Here is a 25,469-nt window from a genome sequence, read left to right on the forward strand (position 1 = left end):
GCGCGGCAGGTCAGCCCAGCCGCTCGACCAGCGCCGCCACCCACACGAGCAGCGCCGCCATCTGGGCCATGAAGGTGCCGGCGGAGGCGAGGTCCTTCACCGTACCGATCATCGGGTGATGCCCCGGATGGACGTGGTCGCAGAGCTTCTCGACGGCGGTGTTGAGGAATTCGGCGGCCAGCATCAGCAGCAGGCTGACCATCAGGGCGACCCGCACCCAGAGTGTCGCGCCGAGGAACAGGGCGACCGGCACGCCGAGAGCCAGGAGCAGGAGTTCCTGCCGCACGGCCCGCTCGGTGCGCGCGCCGTGGCGCAGGCCGCGCCAGGAATTCAGAAAGGCGAGAACCAGGGCGTTCATCGGATGGCGGTCTCCGGCACGGACCGGCTGATCCACTTGGCGAGCAGCGGACCGGTGAGCAGCACTACGAACAGGCGCAGGGTCTGGACCGCCAGCACGAAGGAGACGTCCGCCTTCGAGCCGACGGCGATGATCGCCACCGAATCGAGGCCGCCGGGACTCGTGGCGAGGACTGCGGTGAGCAGGTCGATGGGCAGCAGCAGCGTCAGCCCCCAGCCCCAGGCCGCGCAGAGGGCGATGACCGAGAAGGTCGCCGCCAGGATGCCGGGCAGGGCGGTGAATGTCAGGCGCAGCGTCTCCCGGGTGAAGCGCAGGCCGACATAGATGCCGATGCAGGCATAGGCGAGTTCGAGGAGGGGCACCGGCAGCGCCATGCGCACGAGCCCGGTGGCGTGGAGGAGGCTGCCGAGCACCATCGGGCCGATCTGCGCGCCGGCCGGCACCCGCAGGGCGAGCGCCGCGCCCGCGCCCACGATGGCGACGGCCAGCGTCGCGAAGACGGAGAGTGGCCCGGTCACCTCGGCGACGCCAGCCGAGGCCCCGGGAACCGGCGTCTCCATCAGGAAGCGGGCGGCCAGCGAGGCCGAGAACACCACGGCCGCGACGCGCACGTATTGCATGAAGGCCACGAGGCGCGGATCGGCACCGAAATCCTCTGCCATGGCGACCATGGCGGAGGCGCCGCCGGGGGACGATCCCCAAGCCGCGGTGGTCCCGGGCAGCACGCGCAGGCGGGTCAGGATCCAGCCGACCAAGCCGCTGACCGCGACGGTGACCAGCACGACCGCGACGATGAGCGGCCCGTCCTCCACCAGGGTCTGGGCGATCTGCCCGGTGACCGCATGCGCCACGAGGCAGCCGATCGCCGCCTGGGAGGCCTGGAAGGCGGCCCGGGGCACGCGGAGGCGCGAACCGCCGACCCCGAACGCGATGGCCGCGATCATCGGCCCGAGCAGCAACGCGGCCGGGAACTGCGCCTGCATCAGGCCGTATGAGACGGCCGCGGACGCGGCGGCGAGGGCGGCCCAGAGGCCGAGGATGCGGAGAGGGAGCAAGGCGACCGATCGGGAGAGGCCCGCTTCAGACGGCAGGCGTCAGGCGCGCGCTATAGCGCAATATTGGCCCTGTCACGGCAGAGTTTCGACACGGCCGCCCCGCGCAATCGTCAGGGCTCGTGGGTCAGGGCGGCGAAGGCGGTGTCGAGGCGTGCCCGGGCGTCGGCCAGGCCCTTGCGGCGGTCATCGCGCCATGCCCGATCGGCCTCAAGCCGCTCCCGGGCGCGGGCCAGCATGCGCCGGACCTCCGCGGGCTGCGGGCCGCCGAGGCCCGCAGCCGCGTCGATCATGCCCCGGGCCGACAAGGCCGCCCGGAAGCGCGCCTCGTCGAGGGGCAGGTCCGGCTTCAGGCCCGTACCGGCGGCGGCCTCGGCGTAGATCCGCCGCACCTCCGCGAACGGGAGATCGGCGGGTCGCAGATCGTGGCTGCGGCCGTAGCTCACCAGCTCGGAGGCGAAGTGGTGGCCGAGCCGGAACGGCACGTCCGCCTCGCGCTGAAGCGTGTCGGCGAGTTCTGTGGTGGTCGAATAGTCGGCGGCGACCTCCTCGGCGGCCCGCGCCCGGTCCACGACCAGCCCGTCGAGGACGCGGGTCCAGCGCCGGCACAGCTCGGCGGCCTCGGCGAGCGTCCGGCCCGGCGGCTCGGCCTGGTTACGCTTGTAGTCCGGCATCCCGGAATCGACGTTGTGCGCCATGATGACGAAGGCCTGCGCGGCCCCGACCACGTCGCTCGCCTTCATGCGCAGGCCGTACAGGGCGACGGGATTGCGCTTCTGCGGCATGATGCTGCTCGGCCCGGTCAGCGCCCCCTCCCGCAGCAGGATCCACGGCCGGGTCTGGTGATACTGGGCGTAGAGGTCCTGCGCGAAGCTGCCGGCCGTAGTGGCGAGTGTCGCGGAAAGCCCGGTCAATTCCAGGCCCATATCCATCGGCGCGAGCTGGCCGGCATCGTAGCTATTCTCCACGGGTGCATCGAACCCGAGCAGCTCGGCCAGGCGCTTGCGGTCCACCGGGAAGCTCGACGTCCCGAGGGCGGCCGCGCCCAGGGGTGACAGGTTGAGCCGCGTCCAGGCCTCGCGGAGGCGCTGCGCATCGCGGGCAAGGACGGCCGAGTAGCCGAGATAGAGGTGGCCGAGCGTCGTCGGCTGGGCCTGCACGCCGTTTGTATAGGCCGGGACGATCGTGTCGGCCTCGCGGTCGGCCACGGCCAGCAAGGCCCCCCGGGTCTCGTCCAGGGCCTGGGCGAGGGCGAGGAGGCGGTCGCGCTGCTCAAGCTTCAGCACCGTCGGGATGATGTCCTGGCGGCTGCGCCCCGAATGCATCCGGGTGGCCTCCGGGCCGGCAATGGCGGTGATCAGCGGCTCGATCCGGAGATAGTCGTCCGGCCGTTCCGCGCCGGGCTTGGCGGCGTCGGCGGCGACCTGATCGAGCGCGCGGGCGATGGTCGCGGCCAGGGGGCGCCGGACGATGCCGGTCTCGGCTGTCATCACCAGGGAGGCCCGGTTGATCTGATCGATCCGGGCGAAGCTGTCCGTCGGCGCGGCGTGGGCGCCGATGGGGGCGAGCAGCGCCAGAATTGCCCCGATCATCCTGCGCCGCATCGGCCCGTTCCCCATGCCCTGATCAGTCCTGATAGACGCGCCAAGCGCGACCGTCTTCATCACCGCGGGGCCAGGTGCCCGCGACACCGCCGCTCACGCCACCGCGTCGTCGCCCCGGCAGGCCGCGGTTCCGGGCGGCGCGTGCGCCCGGAAGAAGGCGGCGAGGTTCGCCAGTCCCGCGGCGCGGGGATCGCTCGCCCGCCAGACCAGCGCGATGGTCCGGCCGGGACCGTCGACATCGAAGGCCCGGGTGACCGTCAGGCCGCTGGGATCGGGGCTGGCGGGCACCGCGAGGGCCGGAAGCAGCGTGTAGCCGGCGCCGGCGGCCACCATCGAGCGAAGCGTCTCCAGGCTGGTGGCATGGCGGCCGACCGACGAGCCGGCGCCGCAGGCCGCGATCGTCTGGTCGCGCAGACAGTTGCCCTCATCGAGCAGCAGCAGGTCCGGCCCTGCGATCTTGGTCGCCGAGAGCGCGCCGCCCCGGGCCAGGGCGTGCTCGGCCGGGCAGGCGAGCCAGAACGGCTCGACGAACAGCGGCGAGACCGCGAGACCGTTGGAGGGCAGCGGAAGCGAGACCAGGGCCGCGTCGATGCGGCCGTCGCGCAGGCCCTCGACGATGTCGGCGGTCCGCGATTCCGACAGAGAGAGCGTCAGCAGCGGGTACTGCTCGCGCAGCGGTCGCAGCACCAGCGGGAAGAAATAGGGACCGAGCGTCTGGATCGCCGCCAGGATGAGGCGCCCGGTGAGCGGCGAGCCGCGGCCTTCCCTGGCGAGGGCCAGCAGCCGCTGCGCCTCCGCCAGGACGACGCGTGCCTGCCGGATGATGGCTTGGCCCGATTCGGTCAGCAGGATCCGCCGGTTCGACCGCTCGAACAAAGTCAGGCCGAGCGCGGTTTCCAGCTTGCGGATCTGCACGCTCAGCGTCGGCTGGCTGACATTGCAGCGTTCGGCGGCCCGGCCGAAATGCCCCTCGTCGGCCACCGCGACGACATATTCGAGATCCCGGAGGGAGAGGCCAGCCAGATTCATAGGCTGTATCTATCAGAACCTTTGTGACGATGCATTTGCCTCGAGGTCACGCCGGGGTCATAACCTTTTTCCAGAACGGTTCCAGGCTGGCCTCGGCCTCCGAGAGCCTTCGCTGAACGGAGAGACGATACGCATGAGCGATCAACGCCCGATCCTGACCACCCGCCAGGGCCATCCGGTCCGGGACAACCAGAGCACCCGGACGGTCGGTGAGCGCGGCCCGGCGACGCTCGAGAACTACCAGTTCATCGAGAAGATCACGCACTTCGACCGCGAGCGTATCCCCGAGCGCGTCGTCCACGCCCGCGGCGCCGGTGCCCACGGCTGGTTCGAGGCCTACGGCAAGATCGGCGACGAGCCGGCCTCCAAGTACACCCGCGCCCGCGTGCTCACCGAGACCGGCGTGAAGACGCCGATGTTCGTGCGCTTCTCCACCGTCGCCGGCGCCAAGGAGAGCCCGGAGACCGAGCGCGACCCGCGCGGCTTCGCGGTGAAGTTCAAGACCGTCGACGGCAATTGGGACCTCGTGGGCAACAACCTCAAGGTCTTCTTCATCCGCGACGCGATCAAGTTCCCCGACATGATCCACGCGTTCAAGCCGGACCCGGTGACGAACCGCCAGGAGGCGTGGCGCTTCTTCGACTTCGTGGCCCAGCACCCCGAGTCGATCCACATGGTGACGCACCTGAAGTCGCCCTGGGGCATCCCGGCCAATTACCGCGAGATGGAAGGCTCGGGCGTCAACACCTACAAGCTGGTCAACGACCAGGGCGAGGCGGTGCTCTGCAAGTTCCACTGGATCCCCAAGCAGGGCGTCCGGAACCTGACTTCGCAGCAGGCCTCAGAGATCCAGGCCAAGGATGTCGGCCACGCGACCCGCGACCTGTACGACAACATCAAGGCCGGCAACTTCCCCGAGTGGGAATTCGCCGTGCAGATCATGCCGGACGGCCCGAACGACCACCTGTCGTTCGACCCGCTGGACGACACGAAGCTGTGGCCGGTGGACCAGTTCCCGCTGCTGCCCTGCGGCCGGATGGTGCTCGACCGCGTGCCGGACAACTTCTTCGCTGAGGTCGAGCAGTCGGCCTTCGGCACCGGCGTCCTCGTCGACGGCGTCGACTTCTCGGACGACAAGATGCTGCAGGGCCGGACGCTGTCCTACTCCGACACGCAGCGCTACCGAGTCGGGGCCAACTACCTCCAGTTGCCGATCAACGCGCCGCAGCCCGGCGTGAAGGTCTACTCGAACCAGCGCGACGGCCAGATGGCCTACACGGTGGACGGGACGGGCCCGAACAAGCACATCAACTACGAGCCCTCGACCCTGGCCGAAGGCCTGCGCGAGGCGCCGAAGCCCGCCAAGGACTATCACCAGCCGGTCCAGGGCAATCTCGGCCGCTACCAGACCTCGCGCACCGAGGACGACTACACGCAGGCCGGCGTGCGCTACCGCTCCTTCGCGGATTGGGAGCGCGACGACCTGATCGCCAACCTCGTCGCCGACATGAAGCAGTGCCCGGAGCCGATCCAGCTGCGGATGGTCTGGCACTTCTGGCACGCCGACGAGGATTACGGCCGCCGCGTCGCCGAGGGCGCCGGGATCGACCTGGAGAAGGCCAAGGCGCTTCCGCCGCTGCCGGGGCGCGCCGCTCCCGGCAAGCGCCTGCAGTCCGAGACCTACACGGACGGGTCGCAGGCCCACCGGGTCGCCGCGGAGTAAGCGTCGCGGGTCCGCCGCCCATCGAAGCCCCGCGCGGTCATCCGGCCGCGCGGGGTTCTTGTTTGAACCTCCGGCGGGGACGGCGATGGCGAGTGTCGTGCATCGAGGGCTTGGCCCGAACGCCGTCATCGGCGGCATGCGGATCTTCTATCTGGCGCGCAGCGACGAGACGGCCGACGCCATGGGTGTCTATCGGGTCGAGATGGATCCACGGACGCCGGGAGCCGGGCTGCACCGCCACGCCCGGTTGACCGAGACCTTCTCGGTCGAGGCGGGCCGGCTCGCCCTTCATGTCGACGGCGCGGATCACGACCTCGGGCCGGGCGACTTCGCGCTGATCCCGCCCGGCATTGCCCACGCCTTCGCCAATCGCAGCGACCGGCCGGTGCGCTTCACGCTGAGCTTCGCGCCGGCGCTGGGCCGCGAAGGCTTCTTCGAGGGGCTGGCCCGGCTGGCCGCGGCGGGGCGTCTCTCGGATCGGGCGGCAATGGCCGACCTGATGGCGCGCTACGATCAGGAACCGCTGGCCGGTTTCGCGGCCTGGAGCGAGGTCAGCGGCTGAGCCGCAATGTTCCGCGCCTGGGGTTCGCCCGCGCAGACCTTGCGGTCGCGGCCGGCGGCTTGACCGATCAGGATCGCCGCGACGGCGATGGCGACGAACAGGGCACCCGGCACGCCCCAGCCGCCCGTGGCCTCATGGGCCAGGCCGAAGACCAGCGGCCCCAGGCAGGCGCCCGTATAGCCGATGCCCTGCGCCATGGCCGAGAGTCCTGCGGCGCTCGCCGCGTCGGCGGCGCGCAGGACGATCAGGGTGAGACCCAGGCCGAAGCAGCCCCCGATCCCGAAGCCGAGTGCGCCGGCGGCGGGAATGCGCAAGGATTCCGCGCCGAAGGCGAGGACCAGGAACGCCACGGCGGTGAGGCCCGGGATGGCGACGATCCAGGCCCGCTGATCGCGGGCGCGGGCGGCCAGCATGGCGGTCAGGAGCGCGCCGGGCGCCTGAACCAGGGTTGTCAACGAGGCGTAAAGCCCTGCATCCAGCGGCGTGAGACCACGGCCCTGCAGCAGCAGCGGCAGCCAGCCGAACAGGATGTAGGCGAGCGACGATTGCAGGCCCATGAAGCCCGTCACCCACCACGCCAGCGGGTCGCGGAGCAACCGCCCGGCGGAGGGCGCGGCGGTCGAGGTCGTCCGGCGGGCGAAGGGGATCCACACGAAGGCGGCAGCGAGCGCCGGCAGGGACCAGATCGCCAGGGCGGAAGGCCAGCCGCCCCCGAGGGCGTGCTCCACCGGCACCGCCGCCCCGGCGCCCGCGGCCGCGCCGAGGCACAGGGTCATCGTGTAGAGGCCGGTCATCAGGCCGCCGCTGGCAGCGAAATCACGCTTCACCAGAGCCGGCAGCAGGACGTTGTCGAGGCCGATCCCGATCGCGGCCAGCGCCGTTCCGGCGAAGAGCGGCACGAGACCGCCCAGGCCGCGAAGCGCCAAGCCGGCGACCAGGATCGTCGAGCCCGCGAGCACGGCGAGGTCGGGCCCGATCCGGCGGATCAGCGGCGCGGCCAGCGCACAGGCGATGCCCAGGCACAGGACCGGCAGCGTGGTGAGGATGGCGGCGCCCCCGGCACCGAGGCCCGTCCCGTCCCGGATCGTCGCCAGCAGGGGGCCGACCGTGCTGAGCGCCGGACGCAGGTTGAACGCCACCAGCATCAGCGCGAGTCCGAGCAGCAACCGATTCGCGGTGGCGCGCTCCGCGCTCACGGCCGCCGCCGCGCGACCACGGCACCGCCGAGGCAGGCGGCGAGCATCAGCGCGAAGGCGGCATCGCCGAACCGACCGTAGAGCGTGCCGCCGACGATGCGTGCGGGCAGATCTGCGTCGAGCCACGTCTCCTCGTCCAGCCGGGTGCGGGCGACGATGCGGCCATGCGGATCGATCACGGCGGAAATCCCGGTGTTGGCATCGCGCACGAGGGGCATTCCCTCCTCGACGGCGCGCAGGCGCGCCTGGGCGAGGTGCTGGCGCGGACCGGGCGTGTCGCCGAACCACGCGTCGTTGGTGACGTTCAGGATCAGCCCCGGCGGCTGCGGCGACGGCGCAGCACGCCCGGCCGGTAGGATCGCGCCCGGGAAGATCGCTTCGTAGCAGATGGTCGCCGCCACCGGCGGCAGACCCGGAACCGCCAGGATCCGCTGCCCGGCGAGCGTCCCGGCCGAGAACCCGCCGGGTATCGCCACGAACTGGCGCAACCCCACGGCCCGCAGGGCGGCGTCGAGGGGCGCCGGAAGGTACTCTCCGAAGGGGACGAGGTGGACCTTGTCGTAGCTGTCGGAGATCTTGCCGTCGGACCCGATCACCATGACGGCGTTGAAGTAGCGCAGGCGCTCGCCCGGCAGCGGCTCCTCGGCGCGGGCCGCGCCGGTGATCAGCTCCTGCCCAGGCTTCAGCCCCGCCGCGACCTTGGCCAGGGCGTCGGGATCGCGCTGGATGAGGAACGGGAAGGCGGATTCCGGCCAGACGATGTGGGTCGGCTCCGGCGCTCCGGCCTCCGTCGGACGCTGGCTCAGCTCGATGTAGCGGTCGACGATGTCGGTCCGGTTCTCCGGCCTGAACTTGGCATCCTGAGGCAGGTTGGGCTGGACGAGTCGCAGCCGGACACCGGCCACCACCGGATCGGGCGGGCCGAGACGCTCGGCCCCGTAGAGCGCCAGGCCGGCGAGCAGGATGGCGGCCGCGGCGCTCGGCCCGAACCGGCCGCGGAGCCCCCCGCCGTTGGCGAGGGTCGCGGGTGCGGCGCAGACGAGCACGGCCAGGATGCACAGGCCGTAGAGCCCGATCACGGCAGCCCATTGCATCAGCCAGAGATTCTGGGCCAGCGCCATCCCGAGGGTGTTCCAGGGAAAGCCCGTGAACACGTGGCCGCGCAGCCAGTCGGCGGCGCCGAGCCCGAAGGCGAGGGCGGCGATCCGCGCCGCGCCCCGGCTCCACAGCAGGCCCGCGGCGCCGAACCCGGCGCCGTAGAACAGGCCGAGGGCGAAGGGCAGACCGACAACGCCCAAGGGCAGGGCCCAGAGGAACTCGTCGGCCTCCACCAGGAAGGCCTGGCCCAGCCACCAGAGTCCGGCGGTGAGGTAGCCGAAGCCCCAGGCCCATCCGACCAGGAAGCAGGGCCAGAACCGCCGGAGGGTGGTCCGCCCGGAGGCGGCCCCGTCCTGCAGCCAGACCGCGACCGTCAGGGACAGGGCAAGGGCCGGCAGGATCCCGTAGGGCGGCATGGCCAGCGCGCCGAGCGCGCCCGCGAACCACGCCAGCCCGAGGCGGCGCCAGCCGGTCAGATGCGTGATCGCCAGCACGGCGCCCGGCACATGCGCGCGCTCCGGATCGGGCAGGGGATCCCGCATCGGCCCGCGCATGGATGCACCGGCCGCTGCGGGCGACCGGGCGAAACCGTCCGCCAGACCCGTCACGCCACGACCGTCACGGGTGCGGCGTCTCGGCGACCGGGGGGCTCGATGGCGGGGGCAGGGCGAGCGGCACGACGGTCCCGATCCGCGCCGCGCCCTTGTGGAACCGCAGGCGCTTCAGACGCCGCGGATCGGCGTCGAGCACCTCGAATTCGAGATCGCCCGGACCGGCGATCAGCTCGCCCCGCGACGGGACGCGGCCCGCCAGCGTCACGATCATGCCGCCCAGCGTATCGATCTCCTCGGCCATCTCGCCGACCGCCGCCACGAGGTCCACGCCCGTCACCTCGGAGACCTCGGCCAGCGGCGTGCGCGCGTCGGCCACGAAGACCTCGCCCTCGCCGTCGACGCGCTGGACGAAACTGTCCTCCGCGACGTCGTGCTCGTCCTCGATGTCGCCGACCACGACCTCGATCAGGTCCTCGATGGAGATCAGCCCGTCGGTGCCGCCATACTCGTCGATGACGAGCGCCATGTGGGTGCGGGTCGCCTGCATGCGCACCAGCAGGTCGATCGCCGGCATGGAGGGCGGGACGAACAGGACCGGCCGCTGGATGCGCGTCGCCGCCAGGGTCGTCGTCAGGTCGACCTTTCCGAGGTCCAGGCCCCGCGGAACCCTTGGAGCCGGTCGGCGCGGCCGCGGTGCGGCCGCCGCATCCGCGGTACCGTCGACCACGGTCTCTGCGGGCTTCACGACCGCGGCGGCACTGCGCCGGGCCGGCTCGGCCTTGGCGGCGATGTGATCGACGAGGTCGCGGATGTGGACCATGCCGCGGGGGTCGTCGAGGGTCTCGCCATAGACCGGCAGCCGGGAATGACCGGCCGTGCGGAACAGTTTGAGCAAGTCACCGAGACTCGTGTCGTTTGACACGGCGACGATGTCGGCCCGGGGGACCATCACGTCGTCGACGCGCACCTTATGCAGGCCGAGGACATTCTTGAGCATGACACGCTCAAGCGGCGTGAGGCCGCTCTCGCCGGCATCCGGCTCCGCCAGCGCCTCCTCAAGACCCTCGCGCAGCGAATCGCGCGGCTTGAGATGAAGTGCCTGGAGCAGGCGGTCGTACCAGGGCTCCCGATGCGGGGATTCACCCTCGGTGGAACTGGGCGCGGCCAGGGCCGCGCCGCGACTTCGATCGTTGCTCATGTCTCTCGGGTCTGGGGTCGATCGGGCGTCGCGCGCTCAGGCATAGGGATCCGGGATGCCCAGCGTCGCGAGAGCCGCGACCTCAAGGGCTTCCATGGCATCGGCCTCGGCCTCGCCGATCTCGTGGTCCTGACCGAGACAATGCAGGATGCCATGGACGAGCAGATGGGCGAGGTGATTCTGGAGCGGCTTCGACTGCTCCGCACTTTCGCGCACCAGGGTCTCGTAAGCAAGGACCACGTCGCCGAGGGGCGTCGGAACGCCGGGATGCACCGGCTGCGGGGCGGCGGGGAAGGACAGGACGTTGGTCGGCTTGTCCTTGCCGCGCCAGGTCCGGTTGAGGTCCTGCACCGCGGCATCGTCGGCCAGCAGGATGCTGACCTCGACAGGTCCGTCCGGCCGGTCGGTGGCGATGGCGAGGCCGGCTTCCACGGCGCGCGTGACCCGGGCTTCGAGGTCCGGGATCGCCGTCTCCCAACGCGCGTCCTCGACGGCGAGATCGATCGCGTGCGGCATGCTCACGCCAGCGGCCGTCGGCGGGGATTGGGATTGCGGTCGGCCTCGGCGCTGCCGTGGGCGGCGCGCTCGTAGGCGGTGACGATCCGGCGCACGAGGTCGTGGCGGACCACGTCGACATCCTTGAACCGCACGCGCCCGATCCCCTCGACGCCGTCCAGGACGCCGACCGCTTCCACGAGGCCGGATTTCTGGCCCGGCGGCAAGTCGATCTGGCTGGGATCGCCCGTGATGATCATGCGGGAGCCCTCGCCCAGGCGGGTGAGGAACATCTTCATCTGCATGGAGGTCGTGTTCTGCGCCTCGTCGAGGAGCACCACGGCGTTGGTGAGGGTGCGGCCACGCATGAAGGCCAGCGGCGCGATCTCGATCGTGCCGGTCTGCAGGCCGCGGTCGACGTGACGCGCCTCCATGAAGTCGTAGAGGGCGTCATAGATCGGCCGCAGGTAGGGATCGACCTTCTCGCGCATGTCGCCGGGCAGGAAGCCCAGGCGCTCCCCGGCCTCGACCGCCGGACGCGACAGGATCAGCCGCTCGGCATGGCCCTGCTCCAGGAGCGATACGGCGTGGCCGACCGCGAGCCAGGTCTTGCCGGTCCCGGCGGGCCCCTCGGCGAAGACCAGCTCATTGGTGCGCAGGAGCTTGATGTACTCGTCCTGTGCCGGATTGCGGGCCCGCACGGCGCCGCGCTTGCGCGTTGCGATCTGCTCGAAATGCGGCGTGTCGGCCTCGGCGGCGATCGCCGCCGCCGGGAACAGGGTTGCCTGGGCGGTGGCTTCGCGGATGGCGCCGTCGACGTCGCCGAGGCTGAGGGTGCTGCCGCCGGTCCGCACTCGGGCGTAGAGTTTCTGGAACACCCGCCGCGCCGTCTCGACGGCGTCTGCGGGGCCCTTGATGACGAGATGGTTGCCGAGCGCCGTGGCGGTCACATCCAGCCGGCGCTCGATATGGGCGACGTTCTGGTCGTATTGGCCGAAGACGAGGCTCGCGAGGCGGTTGTCGTCGAAAGTCAGCGGCACCTCGACCGCCTCGTCCGATCCGGCCGGCAGCGCCGCCGGGCCGCGACCCCGGAGCGCGCCGCGCGCACCCCCACCGTCCGACGCGCTCAATCCGTCATCCTCGCCATCCGTCCGACCGTTCCGATCCTCACGCCGCCGCAGCCTCCGAGACGAGTTCCCCGAACAGGCTGTTGGCGCCCGCCTCGGTGATCCGCACCGGCACCACCCGTCCGATATGGTGCGGCGCGGCGTCGAACTGGACGGCCAGCAGGTGCGGCGTCTTGCCCGCGACCTGACCCGGGTGACGTCCCGGCTTCTCCACCAGCACGTCGAAGACCCGGCCCTCGGCCGCCCGCTGATAGGCGTGCCGCTGGCTGTCGAGGAGCGCCTGCAGCTCGGCGAGCCGCGCGGCCATCACGGCCTCCGGCACCTGATCGGTGCGGTCTGCGGCCGGCGTCCCGGGACGGGGGCTGTACTTGAACGAGAATGCGCTCTCGAACCCGACGTCGCGCACGAGCCGCAAAGTCTCGGCGAAATCCGCATCGGTCTCGCCGGGGAAGCCGACGATGAAATCGGAGGACAGGGCGATGTCCGGCCGCACGGTCCGGATCCGGTCGATCAACCGGCGATAAGCATCGCCGGTGTGCTTCCGGTTCATGGCGGCGAGGATCCGGTCCGACCCCGACTGCACCGGCAGGTGCAGGTAGGGCATCAGGGCCGGCACCTCGGCATGGGCCCGGATCAGGGCCTCGTCGAAGTCGTTCGGATGGCTCGTCGTGTAGCGGATCCGCGCGATGCCGGGGATGCTGGCCACCGCCCGCACCAGCGCGGCAAGACCCACGGGCGCGCCGTCGGGCCCGTCGCCGTGATAGGCGTTGACGTTCTGACCGATGAGAGTGATCTCGCGCACGCCCCCTTCGGCGAGCTTCTCGGCCTCGGCGAGCACGGCCGACACGGACCGCGAGACCTCCGCACCCCGGGTGTAGGGCACCACGCAGAAAGCGCAGAATTTGTCGCAGCCCTCCTGCACGGTCAGGAAGGCCGAGGCCCCGAGGGTCCGCCGACGGGGCAGGTGGTCGAACTTGTCCTCGACGGGAAATTCGGTGTCGACGACGCGGCGCTCGCGGGACCGTGTCAGGAGATCGGGCAGGCGGTGATAGCTCTGCGGCCCGACCACCACGTCGACAGCGGGCTGCCGCGCCTGGATCTCGGCGCCCTCGGCCTGGGCGACGCAGCCGGCTACGACGATGCGGGTGTCGAGGCCTTTCGCCTTCCGTTCACCCTTCAGGACGCGCAGCCGCCCGAGTTCGGAATAGACCTTCTCGGCAGCCTTCTCGCGGATATGGCAGGTGTTGAGGACCACGACATCGGCGTTCTCGACCGAGTCGGTCGCCGTGTAGCCCTCGGCGCCCAGGACGTCGGCCATGCGGGCCGCATCGTAGGCGTTCATCTGGCAACCGTAGGATTTGACGTAGGCCTTCTTCAACGCGCGCCGTCCTGAACCAATCCGCTTCAATCCCCACGCCCGTCCCGCGACGCGGGCCGGCGCGTGGCCTGTAGCACGGATCGCGCGGCCCGTCGCGGCGCCAAAACGCGACCGGCCGCCCGAAGGCGGCCGGTGCAACGGTGCGGCGGAGGATTCCTCCGCCGGCCTCAGTGGGCCGCCGGTGCGGCGGCGGGCAGGTCGATGACCATCTGCTGGAAGAAGGGCACGTAGGCCTGCAGCATCACGAACAGGCCGACCAGGCAGGCGAGCGCGATCGAGTGCCAGAACACGAAGCGCAGGATCTTGCCTTCCTGGCCGAAATAGCCCGTGGCCGTGGAGGCGACGACGATCGACTGGGCGTCGATCATCTTGCCCATGACGCCGCCGGACGAGTTCGCCGCCGCCATCAGCACGCCGGACAGGCCGAGCTGCTCGGCCGTGATCCTCTGGAGGCCGCCGAACAGCACGTTCGAGGCCGTGTCCGACCCGGTGAGCGCCACGCCGAGCCAGCCGAGGAGCGTCCCGAAGAACGGGTAGAGGATGCCGGTTCCGGCGAAGGCGAGGCCGAGGGTCGCATCGACGCCCGCGTAGCGGGTGAGGACGCCGAGCGCGAGCATCGCCGAGATCGTGATCAGCGAGTACCGCAAGGCCCAGATGGTCTCGAAATACGCCGTCACGAGGCGCACCGGCGAGAACCGCATGATCAGGCCGGAGATGATCGCGGCGATCAGCACGCCCGTGCCGGTGTAGGACATGTAGGTGAACAGGAAGACCGCGCCCTCGGGCACCGGCTTGGCCACCACCGGGGGCACCTTCATGATCACGTTGTGCAGGCCCGGCACCTCGTACTTCCAGGTGAAGATCGGGTTGACGATGCCCTTGAACCAGCCGGTTCCCCAGATGGCGACGACCACGGACAGGATGACCCACGGAACCCAAGCCCAGAGGATTTCGCTCTGGGACGCCGTGCGTGCGCCGATATGGACCGGGGGCGTGCCGGGCACGCCGGCGCCGAGCGCCACCGGGCGCGGACCGGCCACGGCGAGCGACGGATCGTGCCCGCGCAGCGCCGGCGACGTCCAGATCTCGCGGGGCTGCCAGACCTTCAGGAACAGGACCAGGGCCAGCATCGAGGCGATCGAGGCGCCGATATCGACGATCCAGGGATTGACGTAGTTCGAGATCAGGAACTGCGCGACCGCGAAGGAGGCGCCGCAGACCAGGATCGGCGGCCATACCCGGATCATGCCGCGGAAGCCCGCGAACACCCAGATCAGCCAGAACGGCACGATCAGCGAGAACAGCGGCAGCTGCCGGCCGATCATCGCGCCGAGGATCTCCGGCGGGTAGCCGGTCACCGAGGCGAGGCCCTGGATCGGCGCGCCGAGCGCCCCGAAGGCCACCGGCGCGGTGTTGGCGATGAGCGACAGGCCCGAAGCGGCGAGCGGCGAGAAGCCGAGGCCTATCAGGATCGCGCCGGTGACGGCGACCGGGGTGCCGAAGCCGCCCGCGCCCTCGAAGAAGGCGCCGAACGCGAAGGCCACCAGCAAGAGCTGCAGGCGCCGGTCGGCCGTGATGCCAGCCACCGATTGCTGCAGGATCGCGAACCAGCCCTTCTCCACCGTCAGCCGGTAGAGGAAGATGACGTTGAGGATGATCCAGCCGATCGGGAAGAAGCCCGTGACCATCCCGAGGATGGCCGCCCGGCTGGCGAGATCGGTCGGCATGCCGAAGCCGACGATGGCCACCAGCATGGCGAGGCCGAGGGCGATGACGGCCGCAATATGGGCCTTCACGCGCCCGCTGGCGATCATGGCGAGCAGTGCAATGACCGGCACTGAAGCGGCGAGCGTCGAGAGCCAAGCGCTCCCGAACGGATCGTAAACCTGATTCCAGGTTTGCAACGGGCGTCCTCCACAAATCCCGACTGTTCCGGGTTGCGGCCTAGCTAGCAGACGGGTTCGACCCGCTCAATGCGCTGCATCATGTATTCCAGGGTCGTGCCTCTCGATCTTCGGAGATCTGCGGCCCCAAGATCTCGCATCCAGCCTGACGTCGGCGCGCGTCCGACGCCGGAACGGGCCTGTTCGGGCGCTAACACACTCGCTCGACGAACGTTTTCTGCAGGCCCGTAACCGCGGGCCGAAGACGGCCGAACGTTCGGATGTGCTGCACGATCAGCACAGTTCGCGAGGTTTCGACATGCGCAACGGGTTACAGCTCTCCGCCGCCTTCTTCGCCGCCGCGCTGGCCGCGGCTCCGGCCGTAGCGGAGACCATGAACAAGGATGCGATGAGCAAGAATTCCATGGCCAAGGACAGCATGGCCAAGGACTCCATGCATAAGGGAGCCATGGAAAAGTCGGCTCCCATGGGAAAGACCGATGCCATGGACAAGGGTCCGATGAGCCGGAGTGATGCACCGAAGCGGTAGAGCACGGCAGACGCGCGGCGGAGACCGGCCGGGATCGGCAGATCCGTCGCGCGTCTCGAACCGCGCTGTCCGCGACCGCGGCGCCGGGGACCACCTGCCGAGCCCGCGGTCGAACGGCTCCGCTCAGACCGTCGCAATCTCCTGACCCTGGAGGCCGAGGTCGCTGGCCGCTGGCCGGACATTCGGCGTGGGCGCGACCCCGTCGCCGCCCGCGCCGATGCCCCGCAGGGCAGCGCGCACCTCGGCCTCCGCGGCGGCCGTGGCGGCCTTCCGGTCGGTTGTCGCCTCGAAGACGATCGGCGCCCCCCAGACGACGTGCACGTCGATGGGGCCGCCCTGCACGAAGGCGGCGAGGTGGGGGGCCAACTCCATGTCCCCGTACCAGGCGATCTCGGCGCGCTCGGCCCGCGTCACCGGCAGGCCGTTGCGACGGGGATAGGTGATGGCCAGCGGCTGGAGGCGCACCCGGCCGCGCCCGGCCTCGGCCTGCAATGCCGCCCGGGCTGCGCCGACCAGGGAGGAGCGGAATGGCAGGAGCCGGGTTCCGTCGCCGGTGGTCCCCTCCGCGAACAGAACGACGAGCTCCCCTTCGGCCAGCCGATGACCCATGGCGGTGCTGACGGTGGCGGTTGCCCCGCGCCGCTGCCGGTCGATGTAGATCGTCCGCTGCAGCCCCGCGAGGGCGCCGATCAGCGGCCAGCCGGCGATCTCGGACTTCGCCACGAAGGAGAGCGGCCGCAGCGAGCCCACCGCGATGATATCCAGCCACGAGACGTGATTGGCGAGCACCAGGGCCGCCTCGCCGGGGGCAGGGGGTGTTCCGCTCTGCATGACCCGCACCCCGAACAGGCGCAGGAAAACGCGGTGGAACAGGACCGGCGCCAGGGCCGCGCGGCGACGCAGCAGCCGCAGGGCAATCCAGTGCGGAGGCCCCAGCACCGCGAAGGCGAGGCCGAGAGCCGCGACGCGCCAAGCGATACCGAGGCGGCTCACGGCGTCACAGATCGGCGCTCATCGTCAGCGCAGTCGCACGGCTGCCGTCGGCCTTGAGATAGTAGCCGGTGCGCGAGCCCACCTGTCGGAAGCCATGGCGCGCATAGAGCCGCAGGGCGGGGGCGTTGCCCTCGTCGACCTCCAGATGCACCCGGGCAACCCCGGCGAGGGCGAGGCTCGACAGGTGCTCGCGGAGCAGCTTGCGGCTGTGGCCGCCGCCGCGCAGCGCCGGGGACAGGACCACTGTCAGGATCTCGGCCTCGTCGGCCGCCCGGCGCGAGAGCACGAAGCCGTGGAGCGTGCCCGCACGCCACAGGGCGTGCGCCTGGGTCGAACGCTCGCAGAGCATGCGCTCGAATTCGTGGGCCTCCCAGGGGCGCGCGAAGGCGGTCGCGTGGAGCCGGGCGAGGGCAGGGGCCTGCGCCGCGTCGCGGAGCGGGGCGACGTAAGGCTCCGGGGTCAGCGCGTCCCACCACGCGAACCACCAGTCGAAGGGCCAGAAAGGCAGCGGGCGGGTCATCGCCGTGCGATCCGCGCATGATCCTGCGGCCGGGCATCCGGCCCGCGCAGGTAGAGAGGCCGTGCCAGCGCCTGCGCCGGGTCTGCGACGAGACCGAGGGAGGCTACCGACGCGATATCAGGGCCGGATACGTTGGCGACGCGCGCCGCGACGCCGCGTTCGGCGAGCGCCGTGGCCAGCATCGGTGCACCGGAGCCCGTGAGCACCACCGGGCCGGAACCCAGCTGCTCGGCCGCTGCCTCGACGGCGAGGTGCGCGGGGGCGAGGCCGTCGCCGGGACCGAGGGCCTGGACGTAGACGGCGCCGTGGCGGGCATCGATCACCGCCGCGATCGTGCCCTCGACGGTCTCCGCCAGGAGGGGAGCGAGGAGAGCCGAGAGGGTGCCGACGCCGACGACCGGCTTTCCGGTGGCGAGTCCGATGGCCCGGGCCGCCGACAGGCCGACCCGCAGCCCGGTGTAGCTGCCCGGCCCGACCGTCACGGCGACGCGGTCGATCGCCTCAAATCCGCCCTCGACCCGGGCGATGACCCGCTCGATCAGCGGCAGCAGGGATTCCGCGTGGCCGCGCGCCATCGGCAGCGCCTCGGCGGCGAGGGGCGCCTCGGACTCCTCCGCCATGACGCAGGCGGCGCAGGTGTCCAGCGCTGTGTCGATGGCCAGGATACGCACGCTCACTCCCACAGGACGGTCCGAACCGGCCGCTTCCTCCTGCGTCACGACGGACGCGAAGAGTCTCAAGCGTTAGAGCAAAACCGCCGCTTCGTCAGCGGCGGGGGAGACCGAGCCGGCTCTTCGGCGGTCGAGTGTTGCCGGCTTGCGCCGCTCGGCCTGCACACTGGGAGGCCCCAAGGCCGCACCAAGGTCGGACGCCTTCGCTCGGCGCGCGGCCGCGGCAGGGATCACGCCCTCTGGCGCCGGCGACGACGCGCGTCACCCGCTTGAAACGCGGCGTTGACGGCCTTGGGAAAGCTCGAGGGCGATGCCGGCCGGCAGGATCCTCGAGCTATACCGCGGAAACGGATCGTCAGATCGCCTGGACTTCGCGGATCTCCGGCAGGAAGTGCCGGAACAGGTTCTGCACGCCGTGCCGCAGGGTCGCCGTGGAGGACGGACAGCCCGAGCAGGCGCCCTTCATTTCCAGGTAGACCACGCCCTCCTTGTAGCCGCGGAAGGTGATGTCGCCGCCGTCGCCCGCCACCGCCGGGCGCACCCGGGTCTCGAGCAGGTCCTTGATGGTCACGACGGTGTCGTGGTCGGCCTCGTCGTAGAACTCGTCGCTGGGCTCGATCTCGCCGTGGCTGCCCTCGGCCATCACGGGCACGCCGGACTGGAAGTGCTCCATGATCGCACCGAGCACCGCCGGCTTCACCTGCGCCCATTCCGAGCCGTCCTCGGCCTTGGTCACGGAGATGAAGTCGTGCCCGAAATAGACGCCCGCCACACCCGGGACGGTGAACAGCGCCGCAGCCAGGGGCGAGCGGGCGGCGGCCTCGGGATCCCGCGCCTCGAAGGTCGATTCCGGAAGGACGACACGGCCGGGCAGAAACTTCAGGGTGGCCGGGTTCGGCGTGGCTTCGGTCTGGATGAACATGGTGGGATCACTCCGCTGCGCCGGTTCAAGGCCGGCCGGGACAGGCGCCGCGAGGCACCGCCTTCCATGTGGACCGGCAAGCGGATTTTCTCAACCGGTCGTGGCGTCCGCGCCCATCGACGAGAGTGGACATTCCTGCAGCGGCGCGACAGGACGGGCGGAATCGGGATGCCAGAGGAGCCGGCAGTGGACGTGACCGCGGACCAGACCCTCGCGCAGGAATTGCTGAAGGATCTGCGCGAGACACAGAACAAGCTGGACGCCGCGCGGACGGAGGCGGCTTCGCTCAAGGTGCTGCTGGCGTTGCGCACCCATCAGCACGACCAAGCCTGGCAGGACGGGCGGCGCCTGGCGGCCGCGCTCGAAGACGCGGAGGCGCGCACGAAGGCGGCCACCGAGCACGACGCGGCGCGGGAGAACACCGCGTCGGCCGAAGCCGTGGCGATGGCCGACGAGCGCACCGAGGCGGTCCGGACCGTGCTGTCGGCCGTCCTCGCGAGCATCGGCCAGCGCGCCCTCGACCGGCGCCGGTTCCAGGAGATGATCGCCCGGGCCGGACGCGAGGCGCCGGATCAGGGACCGGGTGCGGCTCGCCACGCGGTACTCCTGACCGAGGCGCGGCGGGTGCTCGGGATCGCCGAATAGGCCGCGGGCACGTTCCCTCGGAGGGGGGCCGCGTCCGGCTCCCGGCCCCGGCGGGCAGGGTTAACCGACGCTTAACCCGGCTCTCCCATCGTCGATCCCGGGACGGACAGGAGATCGACTGCATGCTGATCAGCGAGCACCAGGTGCGCGAATGCGCCTACTACATCTGGGAGAACGAGGGCCGGATTCACGGCCATGCGGCCGCCCACTGGATCCGCGCCGAAGCCGAGCTGCGCGCCAACGCGATGCTGGCGGCCGGCGTCGCCTCCAAGACGGTCGAAGCTCCGAAGGCCACCAAGGCCGCCGCTGCGAAGACCGCTTCAGCCAAGCCCGCGGCCGCCAAGCCTGCGACCACGAAGTCGGCCTCCGCCAAGCCGACCGCTGCCAAGCCCGCGGCCGTGAAGGCCGCCGCGAAGCCGGTGGCCCCGAAGACCGTTCGCGCGTCCAAGGCGGCGGTGACCGCCGGCCTCGCCGCCAAGGCGAAGCCTGCCCGGACCGCAGCCTCGATGCACTGACGGGCCGGCGCCGCCGCGCCGATGACGTTTCAGGAGCCCGCTTCCCGAGGGGAGGCGGGCTTCCGTCGTTTAAGCATCCGGCTCCGCGAATCCGGCCTCGCGGAACAGGCTGGCCCCGGCCCGGTTGTCCGGCCGAACGCGGGCGCCGGGCACCGCGAGGGGGCTCGCGATGCGCGCGGCGATTTTCGACATCGACGGAACGCTGCTCGACAGCGTCGATCTGCATGCCCGGGCCTGGGTGGAGGCCTTCGCGCATTTCGGGGTGACGACCGATCCGGCGGAAGTGCGCCGACAGATCGGCAAGGGCGGTGACGAGTTGATGCCCGTCTTCCTGTCGCAAGAGCGGATCAGGCGCGAGGGCGAAGCGATCGAGGCGTACCGCTCGGACCTGTTCAAGCGGCGCTACCTGCCGGATGTGCGGCCCTTCCCCGGTGTCCGCCCGCTGTTCGAGCGCATCCACGAGGCCGGCCTGACCATCGCCCTGGCCTCGTCCGGCAAGCGTACCGAGGTGGATCGCTACACCGAGATCCTCGGGATCGGCGATCTCGTGGACGTCGCCACCAGTGCGGACGATGCCGACCGCTCGAAGCCGCATCCTGACATCTTCCAGGCCGCCTTGCGGAAGCTCGACGGCGTGGCGCCGGACGCGGCGCACGTCGTCGGCGACACGCCCTACGATGCCGAGGCCGCTGCAAAGGCGGGACTGCCCACGATCGGCCTACTCTGCGGCGGCTTCCCGGAAGCGGATCTGACCGCTGCGGGCTGCGTGGCGATCTACCGAGATCCCCAGGACCTGCTCGCCGGGTTCGCGTCCTCGCCGCTGGCCGGCGCGTGAAATCGCAATCGGGCAAGCAGATTCAGGCTCTCAGCCCGAGTCGTCCACACTTTACCGCCGCGCTGTTGCCCCACGGTGACGGAGACTGATGCCGGCTACGTAATCGCGCGAAAGGGGCTGGTGTCCGTCGATCGAAAGGCGTAGCGACCCGCCCGCCAATCTGGACTCTTTCGAAGGACGAGCGCCTCGCATGCCCCAGACTCATCAGGCCGGCCCGGCACCGCGCTACGTTCCGGCCGCCAAGTCCCTGCCGGAGCAGATCGCCGACGCTGTCGCGTGTCGTTCGACCCCGCTCAGCCACTTGCTGCGCCTGATGGCCGCGCTCGATGCCGAGGGTGGCAACGAAGCCCTGCGTCTCCGCCTCCGCGCGCGGATCGGCGCGCCGCTCGACGCCTGACCGCAGCACCGCCGCTCAGCGGCGTCGGCTGCGATGCCGCCGACCACCGCGCCGGGCCGCCGGCGCGGTCACCTGTGCGACGCGCTTCATGCAGGCGAAATAGATTCGCCGCCCGATCTCCTCGAGTTCCAAACCCTGAGGGTTCGGCGTGGAGAACACCTTGGCGCGGGCCTCAAGGCGGCATGCCGCATCCTCGGGGCTCCGAATCGGAGGCTCTGCGCGGGCCGTTCCACAGCTCAGCGCCGATGCGATCCAGACCGCGGCGAATATCGACACGCGGGTGCTTTCGAGGATACGCGGCATACTGATGTTCAGGGCTCACACGTTCAAGACGTGAGAAATAGCGCGTCTTGCTGAGCCGTGAAGCTTCGTCAGAGTGCTGGCCTGACCGAAAAACGAGGGCGTGCCCGGCTTACGGGACAACCCAGAGACACCGCCCCGCATCGGCAACACTCATGCACTCGTAAGGCGCCCCGCCGATCAAGGCCCGTTGCTCGACGGCGCCGATGGCGCTGCGCGGGATGCGGCGGCAACCGGTTTCCCCAAGCGCTTGACGCTCGGCACCTGCGGCAGCATCGATCCGGCGTGCGGAGATCAGCGTCTCGCAGGCGGTCACCGTCTCCGAATCCTGCGCGTGCGGCTGTTCGGCGGCGAGGAGGATCGGCAGAGCGCCGACGATGAGGGCCAGTCTCGTCCAGGTTTGCATCGCGACCTCGGCTGCGCCCGCCGAGCGAGGACGTCGCGGGTTCGACCGGCCCCAACGCGCGGGCACACGCAGCGGTTGCCGAGCCGGCATGCCCCAAAACGCGAAGACGCCCGCCTGGCGGGCGGACGTCTTCGGTTTCCGTGGCGCGAATGAGCCGTCGGTGCGCGTTCAGCGCTTGGTCTTGACCTTTGCCTTGCGGGCCGCGTAGCGCGCATCGCGCTGGGCCTTCTTGGCAGCCAGTTCGGCCGACTTGCGCTCCTGCGCCGCGGCCAACTCGGCGGCCTCGCGGGCGAGCTGGGCGGCGAGTTCCGCCTCCTCCCGCTGACGCTTCTCTTCGGCGGCCTGCCGCTCGGCGGCGATCCGGGCCGCCTCGCGCTCGCGGGAACGCTCCTCGCGGGCCTTGGCGATCTCCGCGCGGGCCTTCGCCTTGGCGATCACCTCCGGATCATCGGCCGGCGGACGGGCCTTGAACTTGGCCAGCAAGGCGGCCTTGGCGTTCTGGGAGTTCTGACGACGGTCGTCGAAATTCCTGTAGTCGAATGCGCTCATCTGACCTTTCTCAGTTGGGTACGTCTCGCGTGTCGCGGGGACATCCGGCGGGGCCGGGCACGTACGGAGTCTGCCGGTTCCAACGCCGTCCCCGCGCCCCGGAACCGCACCGATCCATCGGCTGTACCGATGGTCCGACCCGAACGCTCGGCGTGCGTCTGAACGCTCGGGTCGGACCATTGTTTCGAAGATCGCAGAGCCCTTAACCAGAGCTCCCCGCACGATGCAATCGTCGGAACCTGCGCAGGCGGGCGACAAAGCGACAATCTACGCCGTCTCTGTAAGAGTTTCGTCCGGCGATGCGGAAAAACCTCAAGCCGAGGGCCGAGCCGCAAGGTCGGCACGCCCGCGTGCGGCTCCCGTCATCCTGCAGGTCTGACTGTGGATGGTGTAGGTAGGTCGCGTGCGCGCTGAGAACAAGGATTGAACGTTCGCAATTCACCGACACATGGACAGCCGGGCCCGGGCGACGCCGTCTCAGGCTATACCTGCGCGGTCTTCCTTCCGGGCGAAGCATTCTTCGATCGCAAAGCAGACCTGCAAAATCGGCAGTCTATAGGAGGTCTTGGCTAGCCGGCCACGTTCAACGGCCGCCGAAGCCGCCTCGACCGGAGACCGGGCGCGCCCAAATCCCGGTCCTGCTTACAACGCGGCGCCCAAAGCGCGGGCAACTGACCCCGCCGCCCGCGGATGCCGCGTCACGTTCGGCGATATGCTCAACATTTAGGCACAATCGGATGCCGATCGGCAGTCCTATCGCGGCCTGCGCGGCACAAGGCCTGCTTCCCCCGCGAGACCTGCCTGAATCGACATCACACCGAAAGCAGCGATGCCCGAGACGTGCCCGCCCTACGATCCCGAGACCTATGCTGCCGTCACGGCAGCGCTGCTCGGCCTCCCACTCGATCCCGCCTGGATGGGACCGATCACGGCCAATCTCCGTGTCCTGGCCGCGGCGGCCGCGTTGGTGGAGGCGTTCCCCCTCGCCGACGAGATCGATGCGGCGCCGAGGTTCGAAGCGTGAGCGCATACGAGCTTTCGACGGCCGTCGCGGTCGCCGCGGCCATCACCGACGGCCACACCACCGCACGGCAGGTCGTCACGGCGGCTCTCGACCGGATCGAGCGGCTGGACGGCCGTGTCGGCGCCTTCACCGACGTGGTGGCTGCCCGCGCCCTGGCCAGAGCCGACGCCCAGGATGCCGCGCTGAGCGGCGGAGCGAAGCCGGGACCGCTGACCGGCGTGCCGTTCGCGGTGAAGAACCTGATCGACATCGCGGGCCTGCCCACCCGCGCCGGATCGAAGATCAATCGCGAGCGGCCTCCGGCCGAGCGGGACGGTGCCCTGTTGCGGCGCCTGGAGGCGGCGGGAGCCATCCTCGTGGGCGCCCTCAACATGGGCGAATACGCCTACGACTTCACAGGCGAGAACGTCCACGACGGCGACGCCCACAATCCGCACGCCCTCGATCACATGACCGGCGGCTCGTCCGGCGGCTCAGGCGCGGCCCTCGCCGCCGGCATGGTGCCCCTGACGCTGGGCTCGGACACCAACGGATCGATCCGCGTCCCCGCCGCCTTCTGCGGCTGCTTCGGCCTCAAGCCGACCTACGGCCGGCTGACCCGCGCGGGCAGCTTCCCTTTCGTGGGGAGCCTCGATCATCTCGGGCCCCTGGCCCGGAGCGTGACCGACCTCGCGCTCGCCTACGACGTGATGCAGGGCCCCGATCCGGACGATCCGGTGGCGACGCTCCGGCCGGCGGAGCCGGTCCTTCCGCATCTCGATGCGGGGATCGATGGCCTGCGCATCGCGGTGGCTGGCGGCCATTTCGCGCGCGGCGGCGACCCGGACGCCTTCGCGGCGGTGGCGCGCGCCGCCGAGGTCCTGGGTGCGCGCGGCACGGTCGAGTTGCCGGAAGCGCACCGCGCCCGCGCGGCCGCCTACCTGATCACCGCCGCGGAGGGCGCGACGCTGCACCTCGACCGCCTGCGGACGCGCCCGCAGGATTTCGATCCGGCGGTGCGGGACCGGTTGATCGCCGGAGCCATGATCCCGGCCCCCCATGTGGAGCGGGCGCAGCGGTTCCGCCGCTGGTACCGGGCGCGGGTGCTGGAGCTGTTCGAGACCGTCGACGTGATCCTGGCCCCGGCCACGCCCTGCCGGGCGCCGAAGGGCGGACAGACGCACTTCGTCCTCGACGGCGTCACGCTGCCGGTGCGCGCCAATATCGGCGTGTTCACGCAGCCGATCTCGTTCATCGGCCTGCCGGTGGTGGCGGCACCGATCCGGCTGGACGCCGGATTGCCCCTGGGGGTCCAGGTGATCGCCGCGCCCTGGCGCGAGGATCTCGTCCTGCGCGTGGCGCGTCACCTCGAACGAACCGGCGTCAGCACGGCGCCGATCGCGGAGCTTGCCTGATGATCATCGACGATCCCGCCGTGAAGGCCGAGGTCGAGGCCGCGTTCCGGGCCTACGAGACGGCACTGACGACCAACGACGTCCCGACCCTCGAGGCCCTGTTCCGGGACGATCCGCTGACCATCCGCTACGGCATCGGCGAGAATCTCTACGGCATGGACGCGATCCGCGCCTTCCGCCGGGCCCGCTCGCCGGTGGGCCTGGAGCGCACCCTGGCGCAGACGCAGATCACCACCTACGGGCGCGACTTCGCCACCGCGATGACGCTGTTCGCCCGCGCCAGCGCGCCGGGCAAGATCGGCCGCCAGAGCCAGACCTGGGCGCGCTTCCCCGAAGGCTGGCGGGTGGTCGCCGCCCATGTGAGCCTGATCGACGCGCAATAGCCACCACACGCTCCCTGCATGCAGGACGATCCGTCTGGCCGCAGGCTTGCATAAGGTCGAGCGTATCCCGGGCCCTCAGGCTCGGGCCAACGTGAGCACCCGACGCAA

At 70.8% G+C, this 25,469-nt stretch carries 28 protein-coding genes; 10 read left to right on the plus strand and 18 right to left on the minus strand.

The window, feature by feature from the left end:
* Positions 1-10: 10 nt before the first annotated feature.
* From ABIC70_RS14230 to ABIC70_RS14245, 4 genes are all read right to left on the minus strand, one after another.
* The gene (locus tag ABIC70_RS14230; RefSeq protein WP_043356538.1) at positions 11-358 is read right to left on the minus strand and encodes a diacylglycerol kinase; all 348 of its coding nucleotides are present in this window, start codon (positions 356-358) and stop codon (positions 11-13) included.
* On the minus strand, positions 355-1,413 hold the full coding sequence (locus tag ABIC70_RS14235; protein WP_043356540.1) for an AbrB family transcriptional regulator: 1,059 nt from the start codon (positions 1,411-1,413) through the stop codon (positions 355-357). The genes ABIC70_RS14230 and ABIC70_RS14235 overlap by 4 nt, the downstream gene beginning before the upstream one ends.
* Before the next feature lie 110 nt (positions 1,414-1,523).
* Complete coding sequence (locus ABIC70_RS14240) at positions 1,524-3,014, minus strand: argininosuccinate lyase (protein ID WP_354439949.1); 1,491 nt, start codon at positions 3,012-3,014, stop codon at positions 1,524-1,526.
* Between the two features lie 93 nt (positions 3,015-3,107).
* Positions 3,108-4,043, minus strand: coding sequence for a LysR substrate-binding domain-containing protein (locus ABIC70_RS14245; RefSeq protein WP_354439950.1), 936 nt, complete (start codon positions 4,041-4,043; stop codon positions 3,108-3,110).
* A 133-nt stretch (positions 4,044-4,176) separates the two neighbouring features.
* On the opposite strand from ABIC70_RS14245, the gene ABIC70_RS14250 reads away from it, so the two are divergent.
* Both ABIC70_RS14250 and ABIC70_RS14255 read left to right on the plus strand, forming a co-directional pair.
* Positions 4,177-5,766, plus strand: coding sequence for a catalase (locus ABIC70_RS14250; RefSeq protein ID WP_043356544.1), 1,590 nt, complete (start codon positions 4,177-4,179; stop codon positions 5,764-5,766).
* Positions 5,767-5,851: 85 nt separating this feature from the next.
* Positions 5,852-6,328 carry a cupin domain-containing protein gene (locus tag ABIC70_RS14255; protein ID WP_043356545.1) on the plus strand — a complete coding sequence of 159 codons (477 nt, stop codon included), beginning with the start codon at positions 5,852-5,854 and terminating at the stop codon, positions 6,326-6,328.
* On the opposite strand, the gene ABIC70_RS14260 is transcribed toward ABIC70_RS14255, so the two are convergent.
* From ABIC70_RS14260 to ABIC70_RS14290, 7 genes are all read right to left on the minus strand, one after another.
* Positions 6,280-7,524, minus strand: coding sequence for an MFS transporter (locus ABIC70_RS14260; RefSeq protein WP_182591957.1), 1,245 nt, complete (start codon positions 7,522-7,524; stop codon positions 6,280-6,282). The genes ABIC70_RS14255 and ABIC70_RS14260 overlap by 49 nt on opposite strands.
* Positions 7,521-9,176, minus strand: a complete 1,656-nt coding sequence (gene lnt / locus ABIC70_RS14265) for an apolipoprotein N-acyltransferase (protein ID WP_051976108.1) — start codon at positions 9,174-9,176, stop codon at positions 7,521-7,523. Before lnt ends, ABIC70_RS14260 begins: the two co-directional genes overlap by 4 nt.
* Before the next feature lie 64 nt (positions 9,177-9,240).
* Positions 9,241-10,374 carry a hemolysin family protein gene (locus ABIC70_RS14270; protein WP_043383936.1) on the minus strand — a complete coding sequence of 378 codons (1,134 nt, stop codon included), beginning with the start codon at positions 10,372-10,374 and terminating at the stop codon, positions 9,241-9,243.
* Positions 10,375-10,410: 36 nt separating this feature from the next.
* A complete protein-coding gene (gene ybeY / locus ABIC70_RS14275) occupies positions 10,411-10,890 on the minus strand; it encodes an rRNA maturation RNase YbeY (RefSeq protein WP_354439988.1) in 480 nt (159 codons plus the stop codon).
* Positions 10,891-10,892: 2 nt separating this feature from the next.
* Positions 10,893-11,999: a PhoH family protein gene (locus tag ABIC70_RS14280; protein ID WP_043345723.1), complete on the minus strand. Its 1,107-nt coding sequence runs from the start codon at positions 11,997-11,999 to the stop codon at positions 10,893-10,895.
* Positions 12,000-12,036: 37 nt separating this feature from the next.
* Entirely contained in the window at positions 12,037-13,374 is a 1,338-nt protein-coding gene (miaB, locus tag ABIC70_RS14285; protein ID WP_354439951.1) for a tRNA (N6-isopentenyl adenosine(37)-C2)-methylthiotransferase MiaB, read from the minus strand.
* A 167-nt stretch (positions 13,375-13,541) separates the two neighbouring features.
* Entirely contained in the window at positions 13,542-15,278 is a 1,737-nt protein-coding gene (locus ABIC70_RS14290; RefSeq protein WP_354439952.1) for an L-lactate permease, read from the minus strand.
* A gap of 262 nt (positions 15,279-15,540) precedes the next feature.
* On the opposite strand from ABIC70_RS14290, the gene ABIC70_RS14295 reads away from it, so the two are divergent.
* Positions 15,541-15,807, plus strand: coding sequence for a pentapeptide MXKDX repeat protein (locus ABIC70_RS14295; RefSeq protein WP_236952859.1), 267 nt, complete (start codon positions 15,541-15,543; stop codon positions 15,805-15,807).
* A 123-nt stretch (positions 15,808-15,930) separates the two neighbouring features.
* Here ABIC70_RS14295 and ABIC70_RS14300 read toward each other — a convergent pair whose 3' ends face one another.
* The 4 genes from ABIC70_RS14300 to ABIC70_RS14315 all read right to left on the minus strand — a co-directional run bounded on the left by ABIC70_RS14300 (position 15,931) and on the right by ABIC70_RS14315 (position 18,913).
* Complete coding sequence (locus ABIC70_RS14300) at positions 15,931-16,800, minus strand: lysophospholipid acyltransferase family protein (protein ID WP_354439953.1); 870 nt, start codon at positions 16,798-16,800, stop codon at positions 15,931-15,933.
* Between the two features lie 4 nt (positions 16,801-16,804).
* The gene (locus ABIC70_RS14305) at positions 16,805-17,320 is read right to left on the minus strand and encodes a GNAT family N-acetyltransferase (RefSeq protein ID WP_043345740.1); all 516 of its coding nucleotides are present in this window, start codon (positions 17,318-17,320) and stop codon (positions 16,805-16,807) included.
* Entirely contained in the window at positions 17,317-17,991 is a 675-nt protein-coding gene (tsaB, locus tag ABIC70_RS14310) for a tRNA (adenosine(37)-N6)-threonylcarbamoyltransferase complex dimerization subunit type 1 TsaB (protein ID WP_043760775.1), read from the minus strand. Before tsaB ends, ABIC70_RS14305 begins: the two co-directional genes overlap by 4 nt.
* A 355-nt stretch (positions 17,992-18,346) precedes the next feature.
* Positions 18,347-18,913: a NifU family protein gene (locus ABIC70_RS14315; protein ID WP_043345741.1), complete on the minus strand. Its 567-nt coding sequence runs from the start codon at positions 18,911-18,913 to the stop codon at positions 18,347-18,349.
* Positions 18,914-19,099: 186 nt separating this feature from the next.
* Here ABIC70_RS14315 and ABIC70_RS14320 point away from each other — a divergent pair, with 186 nt between their 5' ends.
* The 4 genes from ABIC70_RS14320 to ABIC70_RS14335 all read left to right on the plus strand — a co-directional run bounded on the left by ABIC70_RS14320 (position 19,100) and on the right by ABIC70_RS14335 (position 21,305).
* On the plus strand, positions 19,100-19,558 hold the full coding sequence (locus ABIC70_RS14320) for an atp-dependent helicase (RefSeq protein WP_354439954.1): 459 nt from the start codon (positions 19,100-19,102) through the stop codon (positions 19,556-19,558).
* Between the two features lie 122 nt (positions 19,559-19,680).
* The gene (locus ABIC70_RS14325; protein WP_354439955.1) at positions 19,681-20,073 is read left to right on the plus strand and encodes a DUF2934 domain-containing protein; all 393 of its coding nucleotides are present in this window, start codon (positions 19,681-19,683) and stop codon (positions 20,071-20,073) included.
* Between the two features lie 169 nt (positions 20,074-20,242).
* Positions 20,243-20,908 carry an HAD family hydrolase gene (locus tag ABIC70_RS14330; protein WP_354439956.1) on the plus strand — a complete coding sequence of 222 codons (666 nt, stop codon included), beginning with the start codon at positions 20,243-20,245 and terminating at the stop codon, positions 20,906-20,908.
* A gap of 190 nt (positions 20,909-21,098) precedes the next feature.
* Positions 21,099-21,305 carry a hypothetical protein gene (locus ABIC70_RS14335; protein ID WP_043351410.1) on the plus strand — a complete coding sequence of 69 codons (207 nt, stop codon included), beginning with the start codon at positions 21,099-21,101 and terminating at the stop codon, positions 21,303-21,305.
* A 15-nt stretch (positions 21,306-21,320) separates the two neighbouring features.
* On the opposite strand, the gene ABIC70_RS14340 is transcribed toward ABIC70_RS14335, so the two are convergent.
* From ABIC70_RS14340 to ABIC70_RS14350, 3 genes are all read right to left on the minus strand, one after another.
* Complete coding sequence (locus ABIC70_RS14340) at positions 21,321-21,608, minus strand: hypothetical protein (protein ID WP_043351408.1); 288 nt, start codon at positions 21,606-21,608, stop codon at positions 21,321-21,323.
* Positions 21,609-21,717: 109 nt separating this feature from the next.
* Positions 21,718-22,011, minus strand: a complete 294-nt coding sequence (locus ABIC70_RS14345; RefSeq protein WP_043383909.1) for a hypothetical protein — start codon at positions 22,009-22,011, stop codon at positions 21,718-21,720.
* Between the two features lie 168 nt (positions 22,012-22,179).
* Entirely contained in the window at positions 22,180-22,560 is a 381-nt protein-coding gene (locus tag ABIC70_RS14350) for a DUF6481 family protein (protein WP_043351405.1), read from the minus strand.
* A gap of 829 nt (positions 22,561-23,389) precedes the next feature.
* Between ABIC70_RS14350 and ABIC70_RS14355 the strand changes: the two genes are divergently transcribed.
* The 3 genes from ABIC70_RS14355 to hpxZ are packed head-to-tail and all read left to right on the plus strand — an operon-like array spanning position 23,390 to position 25,361.
* The gene (locus ABIC70_RS14355) at positions 23,390-23,584 is read left to right on the plus strand and encodes an AtzG-like protein (RefSeq protein ID WP_043351404.1); all 195 of its coding nucleotides are present in this window, start codon (positions 23,390-23,392) and stop codon (positions 23,582-23,584) included.
* A complete protein-coding gene (locus ABIC70_RS14360; protein WP_354439957.1) occupies positions 23,581-24,978 on the plus strand; it encodes an AtzE family amidohydrolase in 1,398 nt (465 codons plus the stop codon). The genes ABIC70_RS14355 and ABIC70_RS14360 overlap by 4 nt, the downstream gene beginning before the upstream one ends.
* On the plus strand, positions 24,978-25,361 hold the full coding sequence (gene hpxZ, locus ABIC70_RS14365; protein WP_043351400.1) for an oxalurate catabolism protein HpxZ: 384 nt from the start codon (positions 24,978-24,980) through the stop codon (positions 25,359-25,361). Before ABIC70_RS14360 ends, hpxZ begins: the two co-directional genes overlap by 1 nt.
* Positions 25,362-25,469 lie beyond the last annotated feature (108 nt).

Origin of the sequence: Methylobacterium sp. 1973 (assembly GCF_040545035.1) — a bacterium.
Classification (GTDB): domain Bacteria; phylum Pseudomonadota; class Alphaproteobacteria; order Rhizobiales; family Beijerinckiaceae; genus Methylobacterium; species Methylobacterium fujisawaense.

Excerpts from the sequence above, each read along its gene's own strand:
- ABIC70_RS14355 (WP_043351404.1), top strand. The coding sequence starts at position 23,390 with ATGCCCGAGACGTGCCCGCCCTACGATCCCGAGACCTATGCTGCCGTC.
- ABIC70_RS14340 (WP_043351408.1), bottom strand. The coding sequence starts at position 21,608 with ATGCCGCGTATCCTCGAAAGCACCCGCGTGTCGATATTCGCCGCGGTC.
- hpxZ (WP_043351400.1), top strand. The coding sequence starts at position 24,978 with ATGATCATCGACGATCCCGCCGTGAAGGCCGAGGTCGAGGCCGCGTTC.
- ABIC70_RS14335 (WP_043351410.1), top strand. The coding sequence starts at position 21,099 with ATGCCCCAGACTCATCAGGCCGGCCCGGCACCGCGCTACGTTCCGGCC.
- ABIC70_RS14315 (WP_043345741.1), bottom strand. The coding sequence starts at position 18,913 with ATGTTCATCCAGACCGAAGCCACGCCGAACCCGGCCACCCTGAAGTTT.
- ABIC70_RS14255 (WP_043356545.1), top strand. The coding sequence starts at position 5,852 with ATGGCGAGTGTCGTGCATCGAGGGCTTGGCCCGAACGCCGTCATCGGC.
- ABIC70_RS14305 (WP_043345740.1), bottom strand. The coding sequence starts at position 17,320 with ATGACCCGCCCGCTGCCTTTCTGGCCCTTCGACTGGTGGTTCGCGTGG.
- ybeY (WP_354439988.1), bottom strand. The coding sequence starts at position 10,890 with ATGCCGCACGCGATCGATCTCGCCGTCGAGGACGCGCGTTGGGAGACG.
- ABIC70_RS14330 (WP_354439956.1), top strand. The coding sequence starts at position 20,243 with ATGCGCGCGGCGATTTTCGACATCGACGGAACGCTGCTCGACAGCGTC.
- ABIC70_RS14240 (WP_354439949.1), bottom strand. The coding sequence starts at position 3,014 with ATGCGGCGCAGGATGATCGGGGCAATTCTGGCGCTGCTCGCCCCCATC.
- ABIC70_RS14345 (WP_043383909.1), bottom strand. The coding sequence starts at position 22,011 with ATGCAAACCTGGACGAGACTGGCCCTCATCGTCGGCGCTCTGCCGATC.
- ABIC70_RS14245 (WP_354439950.1), bottom strand. The coding sequence starts at position 4,043 with ATGAATCTGGCTGGCCTCTCCCTCCGGGATCTCGAATATGTCGTCGCG.
- ABIC70_RS14325 (WP_354439955.1), top strand. The coding sequence starts at position 19,681 with ATGCTGATCAGCGAGCACCAGGTGCGCGAATGCGCCTACTACATCTGG.
- ABIC70_RS14270 (WP_043383936.1), bottom strand. The coding sequence starts at position 10,374 with ATGAGCAACGATCGAAGTCGCGGCGCGGCCCTGGCCGCGCCCAGTTCC.
- ABIC70_RS14350 (WP_043351405.1), bottom strand. The coding sequence starts at position 22,560 with ATGAGCGCATTCGACTACAGGAATTTCGACGACCGTCGTCAGAACTCC.
- ABIC70_RS14230 (WP_043356538.1), bottom strand. The coding sequence starts at position 358 with ATGAACGCCCTGGTTCTCGCCTTTCTGAATTCCTGGCGCGGCCTGCGC.
- lnt (WP_051976108.1), bottom strand. The coding sequence starts at position 9,176 with ATGCGCGGGCCGATGCGGGATCCCCTGCCCGATCCGGAGCGCGCGCAT.
- ABIC70_RS14250 (WP_043356544.1), top strand. The coding sequence starts at position 4,177 with ATGAGCGATCAACGCCCGATCCTGACCACCCGCCAGGGCCATCCGGTC.